This is a genomic window from Dysgonomonas sp. Marseille-P4361, from assembly GCF_900343125.1.
In the GTDB taxonomy this organism is placed as follows: Bacteria; Bacteroidota; Bacteroidia; order Bacteroidales; family Dysgonomonadaceae; genus Dysgonomonas.
In genome coordinates, this window is record NZ_OPYL01000001.1 from 691,236 (window position 1) to 704,075 (window position 12,840).

Sequence of the window (12,840 nt, forward strand, 5' to 3'; positions counted from 1 at the left end):
TTTATTTTGTTCCCAAATATAGGAAAAACATTGCTATAATTATTAAAGCAAGATCTATAGCCTTCCCTTTTAAGTTTTTTTCATGGAATAACAACACGCCTCCGGCAAACGAAACCAAAACGCTGCTACGTCTTACCATCGAAACGATAGAAATCATGGCATCAGGATCGGTAAGGGCATAGAAATAGACAAAGTCTGCAATAGTAAGAAAGACAGAAACAAGTATAATACTCCACCTCCATTCGAAAGGAGATGTGTTTTTCCGTTTTGGATACCATAATACGAGGAGGATGATCAGCATCAATAAACACTGGTAACTGTTGAACCAAAACTGTACTGCTGTCGAGCTAAATTGCTGCATCAGAAATTTATCATACAGACCACTGGCAGCCCCGGCGATAGAGGCGAAGATCATAAATAGGATCCACTTGTTTTTGTGAAAACTGATACCTTCTTTTTTGCCTGAAAGTGAGAGGAGAAAGAATGAAATAATTGTAATGATAACACCTATCCATTGATAGAGATTAAGTCGCTCACCAAAAATAAACAGAGCCCCTAAAAGTGTCATCACAGGACGAGTTGCATTTATTGGTCCGGTTATGGTGAGGGGCAGGTGCTTTATGGCAAAATAGCCAAAAATCCACGAAGTAAGTACAATTACTGACTTTATAAAGATATATCCGTGCGTTTCTATCGATACCGAAGGTACATAGCCTACTGTTCCGTATAAAGTATCGGGAGAAAAGCGGGATATAAGAACCAATGGTAATAATAATAAAGAACAAAACAACGTATTTAAGAAGAGTACGGGTATAACAGCATTTTTATTTACCGATTTCTTCTTGCAAATATCATAGCACCCTAGAAAGAATGCCGAGACAAAAGCGAATATTAACCACATATTGTAAAAGATAAAAGGCTACTTTAAGATAGCAGCCTTCATTTTAAATTTTTATTTTTCTGTTAATTCGTTACTCTTGCTCTTTCTTAGTATGTAATTCAACCAGGTGTAGCCTATGATTCCAGAGGCTAATGACGCTAGAAGTATCATTAGTTTCGATTCATTTATATAATGCATATTCCCTTTGAAGGCTAGCAGGGTGATAAAAATAGACATTGTAAAACCAATCCCTCCGAGCATGCCGGCACCAAGCAGAGCTTTCCAGTTTACGCCTCTAGGCAATGCACATAAGCCAGACTTCACTGATAAAAAGCTAAAAAGGGTGATGCCTATAGGTTTGCCTACAATTAAACCTAAAATGATACCCAGAGCAAAAGGTTCTCCTATCGACTGATCCCAATTCCCTTCTATTAGCATAGCCGTATTTGCCAGTGCAAATATTGGTAGAATAGCAAATGCTACAGGGTAGTGTAGGGCTGATTGCATTTTGTTAGATAAACAATTTGGGTCTTTCTTCTTAAAAGGAATTGTTATAGCCAATAAAACACCGGCTATTGTAGCGTGTACACCAGAGTGTAGCATGCAGTACCACATTACAATCCCTCCGACAATATAGATCGCTAGATTGTGAATCTTAAATTTCTTATTTAACAGAAGAAGTATAGCAAAAATACTTAAAGCGATAAGTAGATATACCCAAGCTAGATTTGATGTATAGAATATAGCTATAACAATGATAGCTCCGAGGTCGTCAATGACTGCAAGTGCTGTAAGGAATACTTTTAAAGATATTGGTACACGATTGCCTAACAGGGACAATACTCCTAGTGCAAAGGCTATATCGGTAGCCATAGGGATACCAAAACCGGCATGTGTGTCGGTACCAAAGTTGAGTGACATGTATATCGCAGCAGGGATTAACATTCCTCCTAAAGCTGCAGATATAGGTAGCATTGCACGTTTTACATTCGATAGCTCTCCTTCATAAATCTCTTGTATCAATTCTAGCCCGACCAAAAGGAAGAAGATGGCCATAAGCCCATCGTTAATCCAGTCGGCGATGGAATGACTGTCTAGGTCTGTCTCCCAGAAAGTTCTGTATTCATTGCCTATAAAAGCTGAATTTGCCAGTAGTATTGATATTAATGTACAAACAATAAGCGTTAGCCCTCCCGACTTTTCACTCTCCATGAATCCTCTCAGAGTTCTTCCGCTAAGGATATTACTTATCTTCATTTTCTATAAAAATATTTTCGTTGTATTCAACATCTTCAAGGAAAAGAGCTTGAGCCGGGACTGATGTGCCCGCCTTTCCTCTGTCTTTCGCCTCTATGATTTTACGCATCCCGTTCACATCTATTTTACCTCTGCCAGCCTCTAGCAATGTGCCGACGATGGAGCGAACCATATTACGAAGAAAGCGGTTAGCTTGTATTGTAAATATGTAGTCCTCTTCTTGTTTTTCCCAATACGCCTGCATTATCGTGCAATTATTGGTTTTTACGTCGGTGTGCAATTTGCTGAAGCTGGTAAAGTCTTCGTACTCGAACAGTACTTTTGCACAAGCATTCATATTGTCTATGTCCAGCGTACCGAAAACTTTATATTTGAGTAAATGTAAAAAAGGATCTTTTTGGGTTGTAATATAGTATTTATACAATCTTGTAGTAGCATCGAAACGAGCGTGAGCATCGTCTTTTACTCGTTTTATTTGATATATAACAATATCTTTTGGAAGGATACTATTTAGTCTGTTTGTCAGAGCTGTTGTATCCAGACTTTCTGTATCACAATCGAAATGGGCAGTCATCATTCGTGCATGCACTCCTGCATCTGTTCGTCCCGCTCCAACAATGGGTGTAGGAGTACGGAGTAGAGTATGCAAAGCTTTCTCTATAGTTTCCTGCACAGAAGCTCCATTTGGTTGTATTTGCCAACCACAATAGTCTTTTCCGTTATATGCCAAATAAATAAAATACCGCACCTCTTGATTTTTAGGTTATTGTACTGTTATATGAAAACAAGATTGCTTCCGTTCATGTTTAACGTAACATCTGTTACGCTGACGTAAATCATGTAAAACCTGTCCTAATACAGCTTTTAGTCTCCCGTCATCCAGAGTCCTTTCGTCAGCAGGATTCATCTTGTCGAAGCGAGTCCAAGCTATATCGAATGTTGTTCCATAACAATGAACAGAGTTTTCACTTGCATTTCTATTTCTTCTCGATAGACTTTTTACATCTTCGTCGGTACGCATTATACTTGTCACTATTGGTCTGTATAATGGCATATTTTTACTGATAAGAGAATCTCTGAAATTTAGACAAATATCTGATAGTAAGTTAGCAGCCTCTGGTACGAGAAAAGGGATAGAATGTGTAAGCTTATCTACTCTGTAAATCTCTAATTCTTGAGGAATGCGCACAATTTTATCTTCATATAAGGCAGTGTCGGCTCTTGATGTAAGGGGACCTACACCATAATTGGTTGCGCCTATGTTATGCAAGTCGGGAAGATCATTAAATGTAGTTGCATATCTTCCGTTGAATCGGGTATACTTTTTTGCTTCGACAGGTTTTGTCTCAATATCTTCTGCACTACTCGATACACACCCCAATAAAGAAAGAACACTTATAGAAAGCATCCAAATATATTTCATATACCTACTATATTTAAATTTTTAGCGACAAAGGTACAAAATAAGAAGCTTTTATCTATGATTAATCCTTATTTTTGCATTTTGATTTATATAGCTGTATTATGGAGAAAATAGTAAGTTTGCAAAATTCGAGGATAAAAAACATTGTTAAATTATCAAAGAGTAAGGAGCGTAAGTCTCAGAATCTATTTATTATAGAGGGAGCTCGGGAACTGAGCCTTGCCTTATCAGCAAATTATGAAATAGACTCTGTTTTTGTCTGTCCTGAATTGTTTGCCAAAACTGATTATCCTACTGTTTTAGACAATATTTCTCCTGATAAAATCTATGAAGTGTCAGAAGTCGTTTTTGAAAAAATGGCCTATAGGGAGGGTTCTGATGGTTTGTTGACCTTGTCGATACCCAAGAATCATACACTGGAAAATCTTGACCTTTCAGATAATCCTTTTGTCATTATTCTCGAAGCTGTGGAAAAGCCCGGTAATTTAGGTGCTATTCTTCGCACCGCAGATGCAGCTCAAGTAGATGCAGTTATTATTTGTGATCCTTCTACAGACTTATATAATCCAAATGCAATCAGATCAAGTGTAGGTTGTATTTTTACGGTGAAAACGGCAGTTTGTTCATCTCAGGAAGCTTTAGAATTTCTTCATCAAAAGCAAATAAAATCGTTTGCAGCGGAATTGCAAGCCTCTCAGTGGTACCAAGAAACAGATTTTACCGAAGCTTCTGCAATAGTTATGGGAACAGAAGCTGATGGATTGACAGACTTCTGGCTCAACAACGCGGATGCTCGTATTAAAATTCCGATGAGAGGAAAAATTGATTCTTTAAATGTATCTGTTTCTACAGCCGTACTTACATTTGAGGCAATGAGACAAAGAGGGTTTTAGTAAATCGAAATACCTATAGGTTTTTCCGATTTCTCCATACCTGATACGAATTCACCAAGTTTTGCCACAATACATAAGCTCCTGGTCCAAGTGATGATATAGGATTTAAGTATGTTTGAGCCATCCATATAGCGAGGATTGTGTTTTTCTGTCCTAACCCTTGTCCCCCTGCGATAGTATTGTTGCAAAGCTTTCCCAACTTTCTCCCGATCAGGAATTGAGATACACACACAATAAGGGCTATCAAGGCAATGGATAATTCTATTATGTAATTAGGGTTTTCTTGATCTATAATAAACTGGACAGTTTTTCCTGTTATAATGATCAAAGCAATAGACCACAGATAGAATGACAGACCTTTATTCTTCTTAATTTCAAAATGAACTCTAGGCAGAAACTTTTGTAAAAGTAGTGCTCCGAAGAATGGTAAGAAAAGTAGAACAGAAACCTTTTGGAATACAATCCAAAGAGAATCAGTAAAAGAATCAGCGTCAATCTCTCCCGTAAAGGAGAATAGGATAGGAGCTGCAATAATGACCATCATATTGCTCAAAAGACTATACGCTGTAAGACTTTCTACATTGCCGCCCAACATACCTGTGATAACCGGTGCGGAAGTTGCAGTAGGGGCAAAAACGCAGATCATAGCCGCTTGGGCGACAGTAACATTGAATGGAGATAGCGCCAGATAAATACCAATGCTGCCAATAACCTGGATCAGTATGAGCCAAAGGTGCAATCGGCTAAAGCGGATATCTTTCAATGAAATGTTGCAATAGGTAATAAGAAGCATCGTTGCAATAAGGTAAGGTGTAAATATGTTTAGAGGGCTAACATATTGATGAAAACATCCGCCTATAATCATAGCGATAGGCATCATGTAAGATTTTACCTTATTCAGCATAGCTTTATTTTATCTTACAAATGTAGTAAATATTGAACTGCTCGTGTGGTGTTATGAGAAGAAGTTTAAAGAAAAAGGCCGCTGTTGCGGCCTCTCTTTTATTCAGATAATTCTTTCAAAAGTTGCTTTGCTTGATTGAGCATTTTATGAGCAGGCTCGGAAGGATCCGTTGTGCCAAACTTCGCTACTTCATTGTTTAATGTTTTCAACTTTCTCAATGCTTCTGCGCTTCCGTCTTTAGCGAACTCTTCACACAAAATACGGATTTTCTCAACATCTTGAATTCCTTCTAGTAAACGTTCGAATCGAATAGAGCTACGAGCTTCCGGATAGACTAAATAGGTGTCACCAGCAGGCCAAGTTCTGAATCTGGAATCAGTCAAAGGATTTTCTACCCATGAATTATATGCCCAACGTAAACTGCCATCATAGCCAACAGCAGCAGCATACCATCCGCTATATGTAGCTTCTGCCGGAGCCGAAAAAGTGAATACATTGGGGAACTTACTAGAGCAACATACATAGTATGTCGTATTTAATCCCTTTTCTCTACGCATTTCTATTTCTTCTAAAGAAGCTTTAGAATGTCTTGCACCTACACTTATATCTTTGATAAAAGGATACTTCTGGTAACTTTGATGGTTATCTGCCATAGAGATGCCTAGTCCCTTTCCGGCTTTTTGTATCATCGCTATGGCTATGTCCATGTCTTTAGGATTACGTTCGTCCATAGCAATGTTTGTAATTTCTAGCCATCCTTTTTCTTTTAGATGTTTTACAAAGTCTGAAAGAAACGGAGTCCACATCTCGTCAAATACTTTTGTTCCGGGATCTGCTTTTACTGTAACAATTTCTCCGGTTGCGCCATCTCTGTAGCAAAGTTCATTATTCCATGGAACAATAGAATAGCAGTTTATCATCTTTTTGATACCAATCTCACCCATCATAAATGTTACCCATTTATCGAAGATTGTATAATCATATGTCCATGAACCATCACTGTTTTTGGTCCATATGATCATATCTTCATACTTGTCAAAACATTGATTGTTCCAAGGATCTTTGTTCACATTTGCTGTGATCACCTTTTGTCCTGCATTTGCAAGCTTTTTGTATAAAGGCTTCATTGCTTCAAAGTGTTCGTCGCTCCATAGTTCTAGATTTTGTACACGGGCTACAGCAGAAGGGTGTTGCCAAAGATCGAGGTGATAATTCCATTCAGATGCAGGGGGCAGGACTTTGTCTTGTACTGTTAATTCTATCTCCAGATCTCTATTTTTTTTGCCTTCTGAAAAAATGGATAGTTTTCCTTTATAGTCACCGGCAATAGCAGAGGCTGGGATATTAACAGTAACCCATATAGGACGAACTGTCTTTGCCTCGATGTTCATACATTCTATATTGTCCAGCATGTCAGCAGATAGGGATGCCGGATAATCTTCAGGCTTACGATGTCCACAGCCATCCTCAAAGGCATCTGTCATAACATAACGTACAAAACGGGCTTGAGCTATATTTGAATCAAGAATGCCTTTGTCTGATTTGAATTCAGAGAGTTCATATTCTATTTGTTTTGTGGCTTCACTGCTCCATACAACAACTTGGGCAGAAACAGTTTCTCCTTTCCATCCTGTCAGTTGAACTGTAGATTTATCTTCAATGTCAGGCGCTACAGATTTAGGGTGTTTGGTATCAATGTCGGTAAACGATACATGTAGTCCTGGCTTTACGTTAGACCAATCGGATAATGTATCATTAGTAGGATCAGGTAGCTCTTTAAATGTGTCACATGTTTTTGGAGCTCTGCTTGGTGTACATTGAATAATAAAAAAAGAAACACAAAGAATGCAACAAGTAAGTAGTAGATTTTTCGAAATGGTCTTTTTCATAGGGTGAATATTTGGTAATTTATTGTTTCTATTCGATAGCTGCTTATTAAGCAGTAAAGGTAATGATTCCTTTTTTCTGTAGTAGTATTTTTTATTCAAGATTTCAACTTCGGCTCCATCTTGTGCTTTTCTGACGCATATTGACTTCTTAAAATTAATGAAATAAGGGATTTCCATTCTTTCATCCCCTTAATTTTCAAAAACTTTGCGTACATTTGTTCGATTTTAAGAAGTTAAGAAAAATATTTATGATGAATCCGATTACAAAGAGTATCGATTTAGGTGATGGAAGGACTATCACCCTTGAAACCGGAAAATTAGCAAAACAAGCCGATGGTTCAGTTATGTTACGCATGGGTAACACTATGATGTTAGCCACAGTTTGTGCGGCTAAAGATGCAAATCCGGGAGTTGATTTTATGCCTTTACAGGTAGAGTACAAAGAAAAATTTGCAGCATATGGCCGTTTTCCCGGTGGATTTACTCGCCGAGAAGGTCGTGCTTCAGACTACGAAATATTGATCTGCCGCTTGGTAGACCGTGCGCTTCGTCCGCTATTCCCAGACGATTATCACGCTGAAGTTTTTGTAAACATCATTCTTTTCTCTGCAGACGGAGAAGATATGCCAGATGCATTAGCCGGACTTGCTGCTTCTGCTGCTTTAGCGGTTTCAGATATACCATTCCATGGTCCTATCTCGGAAGTAAGAGTTGCCCGCATTGATGGTAAATTCGTTGTTAACCCTACATTCCAACAGCTAGAGCAAGCAGATATGGATATCATGGTAGGTGCTACTATGGACAATATTATGATGGTAGAAGGTGAGTTTAAAGAGGTTTCGGAAGCAGAGATGCTTGAAGCTATCAAGGTTGCTCACGAAGCCATCAAAGTACAATGTCAGGCTCAAATCGAATTGATGGAAATGGTAGGAACAACGGTAAAACGTGAATACTGCCATGAAGAAAATGACGAAGAGCTTCGTAAAGATGTTTGGGCTAAATGCTATGATAAAGCTTATGCAGTAGCTGCATCTGGAAATACAAATAAACACGAGCGTGTTAATAATTTTGCGGCTATCGTAGAAGAATATAAGGCTAACCTTACAGAAGAAGAGCTTGCAGAAAAAGGGGCTTTGATTTCTCGTTATTATCACGATGTAGAGAAAGAGGCTATGCGTCGTTCTATCTTAGATGAAGGTAAACGCCTTGATGGTCGTAAAACAACAGAGATTCGTCCCATCTGGAGCGAAGTGGATTATCTTCCGGGAGCTCATGGTTCGGCAGTCTTCACTCGTGGAGAGACTCAATCATTAACAACTGTTACTTTAGGAACTAAACTGGATGAAAAAATCATCGATGATGTTCTTAACAATGGAAGAGAAAGATTCCTTCTTCATTATAATTTCCCTCCATTCTCAACCGGAGATGCTCGCCCACAACGTGGCGTAGGTCGTCGCGAAATTGGACATGGAAATCTAGCACATCGTGCATTAAAACCAATGATACCTGCTAATTATCCTTATGTGATACGTGTGGTTTCTGATATTCTTGAATCAAATGGTTCATCGTCAATGGCAACTGTTTGTGCAGGAACATTGGCGTTGATGGATGCCGGAGTTCAAATCAAAAAACCGGTTACTGGTATTGCTATGGGGCTTATCTCTGAGAATAAAGGAACAAATTTTGCTGTTCTTTCTGATATTTTAGGAGATGAAGATCACTTAGGAGATATGGACTTTAAAGTATGTGGTACTAAAGATGGTATCACTGCTACTCAGATGGATATAAAAGTAGACGGACTATCTTACGAAATTCTTGAAAAAGCATTGAATCAAGCTCGTGAAGGGCGTTTGCATATCATGGGTAAAATCCTTGAGACATTAGCAGAGCCACGTCAAGATTTGAAAGACAATGCTCCTCGAATTGAAGTATTGAATATCGCTAAAGACTTTATTGGTGCAGTAATCGGACCTGGAGGTAAGATTATCCAAGGAATTCAAGAAGAAACAGGAGCAACTGTTACTATTGAGGAAATTGATGGTCACGGAAGGGTTGAAATTTCTGCTACAAATAAACAGTCTATAGATGCTGCTCTTGCCAAGATTAAGGGAATTGTAACAGTTCCTGAAGTTGGTGAAGTTTATATGGCAAAAGTTCGTTCAGTAATGCCTTATGGTGCATTTTGTGAAATTCTTCCGGGTAAAGATGGTTTACTACACATTTCCGAAATATCTTGGGAAAGAATAGAGGATATGGAAAAGGCTGGCGTAAAAGAAGGTGATGAGATAGAAGTTAAATTAATTGACATTGATCCTAAAACAGGTAAACTAAAACTGTCAAGAAAGGTTCTACTTCCTCGTCCTCCTAGACCGGAAAGACCAAATAAAGAAGATAAGAAAGATGCTTAATCTTAATATAATTTCTATAAAACCCGATTCTAAAGAATCGGGTTTTATTTTTGTTTTAAGGAGACCTTGGTATTTTGTTAATAATTATTTTTAGAGCGTCTATTATTGCAATTTTGTTATTACCTTTACTTCTATATAAATACAATGAAAAAATATAATGATATGACAAATAGAGTTTTAGCCGTAACCTTAGTGGCCGCTATAGCAAGTGTTACAGTATATGCGTATGTACAAAAGAAAAAGAAAGACAGACGTAAAAATTTATCTGTTAATTTCATCTAAGAAGAATATCCGTAAAAAGAAATACAAAAACAGGAGAGGTAATGGTTACTTCTCCTGTTTTATTTTATTGTTATTGAAGATTTAAAAGCATGTCAGCGCTTCCAGAAAGCAGGCATAAATAGAGACAGAACTGTGAATAGTTCAAGGCGTCCTGTTAACATAAGAAAACATAAATACCATTTAGCTGCTACAGGAACCTCATTGAAGTGACCGTTATATCCAATATCTCCTAGTCCCCCCCCGATATTACCCATGCAGGAAATTGCTGCACCAATAGATTCCTCAAATTCAAGACCAATTAATGAGAGGAGAAGAAAGCTTATTACAAGGATTCCTAAGTAAAGGAACATAAAGGCCAAAACTTTTGTAACAACCTCAATCGATACAACTTGTCCATTCAGACGAACAGGAAGTATTGCGTTGGGATGTACTTGGCGTTTAAACTCGTTGATGGTATTTTTGAATAAGACAATAATCCGAACTATTTTCATCCCTCCTGATGTGGATCCGGCACAAGCGCAAAACAACATTAATACAGATAGCATGAAAATGTAAAAAGCCCCCCACTCCAGAAAATTTACAGAGGTAAATCCCGTTGTTGTTATAACAGAAACCACATGGAAGAAAGATGTTCTAAAGGATGATTCAATATTGCTGAATTCTCCAGAAATAAGTAAAGAAGTGGCTATTACTGTCGCAAAAAGTATACATATAATGGCATACCATCTGAATTCTTCATCTTTAATAAGTCTACTTGGAACGCCTTTTAGAAGAAAGAATATAAGAGAGAAGTTAACTCCACCTATAAACATAAAGAGGGTGAGAACGTATTCTAAATAAGGCGAATTCCAGTATGCTATACTTGCCTGTTTTGTCGAATATCCCCCTGTTGACATCGTTGTAAGTGCATGGCAGGCCGAGTCGAAGGTATTCATTGGTCCTAAGCATAAGAGGATGAATAGTATAGCTGTGACGACGATATACATTATCCACAAACGTTTAGCTACTTGGGTTATTCTTGGTCTGAAACGTTCGTGTGTAATACCTGTTGCTTCCGCATCGTAGAGAACCGACGCATTACCTCCCAGCATAGGTAAAACAGCTAGAGCAAACACAATAATACCGATACCGCCTATCCACTGAGTAATACTTCTCCAGAAGAGCAAGCCTTTAGACATAGAGTCTACATCTGTCAAAATAGTAGCTCCGGTAGTGGTAAATCCGGACATTGTCTCAAAGTATGCATTGCTTATATCAGGGATGGCTCCACTAAGATAAAATGGAAGCATTCCGAAGGCGGAAAGAATAACCCAGATGAGAGAGACAGCTAAGAAACTTTCTCTCTTACCTATTGGTTTTTCGTAATCGTCTGTTCCTATGAGTCTGATCAAAACACCTGAAAGAAAAGTTATAGTTGAGCTGATTAACATCGCATCTCCGGCGGCTTCTCTGAAGTAGAACGAAACAACCGTTGCCAGCATCATGAATAAAGATTCGATGATGAGCATAAAGCCGATTGTTTTGAAGAGAAAACGATAGTTAAAATTACTCATGATCAGGTCTTAATTGAAAAGCTTTTCTGCATCTCTAAGGGCATCGTCCAGACAGAATACTACTACGTGGTCGTATGGCTCTATCAGGGTGTCTCCCTCTATCAGGATGGGCTCTCCGTTACGTATCAATCCCCCTAAGGTAACATTTTTAGGGAATGTTATCTTTTTTACTTCTTTCTTTGTTATTATAGAATTTGGTCTAGCTATAATTTCTGCAACATCTGCGTTCGCAATTGTTAGCGACTTAACATTGGATACATCGGCATTTAGAAGATAACGATAGATGTTGTTTACGGTAATTAGCTTTTTGTTTATGATGGTCCCTATGTCCATGCTTTCGGCCATAGAGATGTAGTCCATATTTTCTACTTCGGCAACAGTCTTTTTGACACCAAATCGTTTAGCTGCCAAGCAAGCTAAAATGTTAGCTTCAGAGTTTCCCGTCACAGCAATGAAAGCATCCATATCCTTGATGCCCTCTTCCAAAAGGAAGTCTGCATTTCTTCCATCATTATGAAAAACAGTGGCGTTTTTCGGAAGATTCTCCAATAGCTTGTATGATTTTTCTTTGTCAGCTTCCAGAAGTTTTATCTTGGTATTATCAGGCAGGTATTGGGATGTTCGTATAGCGATACGGCTTCCTCCCATTATCATGACGTTTTTTACATCAAAAATAAGTTTCCCTGCTAATTTAGGAAGTTCTTCTACATATTCTTTTGTGGTCGTGAAGAACACGATATCATCTGCTAATATTTGATCTTTCCCTGTAGGTATGATTGTTATGCTGCGTCTTTTGATTGCTACAATGTGAAATTTCTTATTCGTAGAACCTAAGTCATACAAATACTTATTTACTAGCTCAGCATTGTCTCTGATCTTGATTCCGACCAAAATAATAGAGCCTCCGCATAGTTCAATCCATTGTCGTGCCCAGGGACGTTTAAGGGCAGATACGATTTCTTTTGCTGCTAGCATTTCAGGATAAACCATTGAGCCGATTCCGAGTTTATCGAAAAACTCTTTATTCTTAGGTAGTAGGTATTCGTAATTGTCGATACGAGCAAATGTCCTTTTTGCCCCCATTTTAGAGGCAAGCATGCATGCGGTTATATTAATAGACTCTTCGGGTGTAACGGCTATGAACAGGTCAGCTTCTTTAGTTCCGATTTCGGTAAGGTCTCTTAAAGATGTACATGAGCCCACCATTGTTATCATCTCCAAGTTGCTTCTCGAAAAATTTAACTTTTCTTTATCAGGATCCATTAAGATGATATCCTGATTCTCGGCAGATAATAGTTTTGCCAGGTGAGTTCCAACAGCTCCAGCTCCTGCGATAACTACCTTCATTCTT

Annotated in this window: 10 protein-coding genes; 2 read left to right on the forward strand and 8 right to left on the reverse strand. The window is 38.3% G+C overall.

The window, feature by feature from the left end; translation table 11 throughout:
• Position 1: 1 nt before the first annotated feature.
• Genes DHU68_RS02815 through DHU68_RS02830 form a run of 4 tightly spaced genes read right to left on the reverse strand, consistent with a single transcriptional unit; the run spans position 2 to position 3,560 of the window.
• Positions 2 to 901 (reverse strand): DMT family transporter, encoded by a 900-nt coding sequence (locus DHU68_RS02815; RefSeq protein ID WP_108821429.1) that lies wholly within the window; start codon positions 899 to 901, stop codon positions 2 to 4.
• Between the two features lie 51 nt (positions 902 to 952).
• Positions 953 to 2,137 (reverse strand): Na+/H+ antiporter NhaA, encoded by a 1,185-nt coding sequence (gene nhaA / locus DHU68_RS02820; RefSeq protein ID WP_108821430.1) that lies wholly within the window; start codon positions 2,135 to 2,137, stop codon positions 953 to 955.
• On the reverse strand, positions 2,124 to 2,885 hold the full coding sequence (gene truA, locus DHU68_RS02825) for a tRNA pseudouridine(38-40) synthase TruA (protein ID WP_108821431.1): 762 nt from the start codon (positions 2,883 to 2,885) through the stop codon (positions 2,124 to 2,126). The genes nhaA and truA overlap by 14 nt, the downstream gene beginning before the upstream one ends.
• Positions 2,886 to 2,900: 15 nt before the next feature.
• The gene (locus tag DHU68_RS02830) at positions 2,901 to 3,560 is read right to left on the reverse strand and encodes a DUF5715 family protein (RefSeq protein ID WP_108821432.1); all 660 of its coding nucleotides are present in this window, start codon (positions 3,558 to 3,560) and stop codon (positions 2,901 to 2,903) included.
• A gap of 101 nt (positions 3,561 to 3,661) precedes the next feature.
• Between DHU68_RS02830 and DHU68_RS02835 the strand changes: the two genes are divergently transcribed.
• Complete coding sequence (locus DHU68_RS02835) at positions 3,662 to 4,453, forward strand: RNA methyltransferase (protein WP_108821433.1); 792 nt, start codon at positions 3,662 to 3,664, stop codon at positions 4,451 to 4,453.
• A 13-nt stretch (positions 4,454 to 4,466) separates the two neighbouring features.
• Here DHU68_RS02835 and DHU68_RS02840 read toward each other — a convergent pair whose 3' ends face one another.
• The gene (locus DHU68_RS02840; RefSeq protein WP_108821434.1) at positions 4,467 to 5,357 is read right to left on the reverse strand and encodes a bile acid:sodium symporter family protein; all 891 of its coding nucleotides are present in this window, start codon (positions 5,355 to 5,357) and stop codon (positions 4,467 to 4,469) included.
• A gap of 98 nt (positions 5,358 to 5,455) precedes the next feature.
• On the reverse strand, positions 5,456 to 7,246 hold the full coding sequence (locus tag DHU68_RS02845; protein ID WP_108821649.1) for a DUF4091 domain-containing protein: 1,791 nt from the start codon (positions 7,244 to 7,246) through the stop codon (positions 5,456 to 5,458).
• A gap of 248 nt (positions 7,247 to 7,494) precedes the next feature.
• Between DHU68_RS02845 and pnp the strand changes: the two genes are divergently transcribed.
• The gene (gene pnp, locus DHU68_RS02850) at positions 7,495 to 9,654 is read left to right on the forward strand and encodes a polyribonucleotide nucleotidyltransferase (RefSeq protein WP_108821435.1); all 2,160 of its coding nucleotides are present in this window, start codon (positions 7,495 to 7,497) and stop codon (positions 9,652 to 9,654) included.
• A gap of 374 nt (positions 9,655 to 10,028) precedes the next feature.
• On the opposite strand, the gene DHU68_RS02855 is transcribed toward pnp, so the two are convergent.
• Both DHU68_RS02855 and trkA read right to left on the reverse strand, forming a co-directional pair.
• Complete coding sequence (locus DHU68_RS02855) at positions 10,029 to 11,489, reverse strand: TrkH family potassium uptake protein (protein WP_108821436.1); 1,461 nt, start codon at positions 11,487 to 11,489, stop codon at positions 10,029 to 10,031.
• Positions 11,490 to 11,498: 9 nt separating this feature from the next.
• Complete coding sequence (gene trkA, locus DHU68_RS02860; protein ID WP_108821437.1) at positions 11,499 to 12,836, reverse strand: Trk system potassium transporter TrkA; 1,338 nt, start codon at positions 12,834 to 12,836, stop codon at positions 11,499 to 11,501.
• Positions 12,837 to 12,840: the final 4 nt, after the last annotated feature.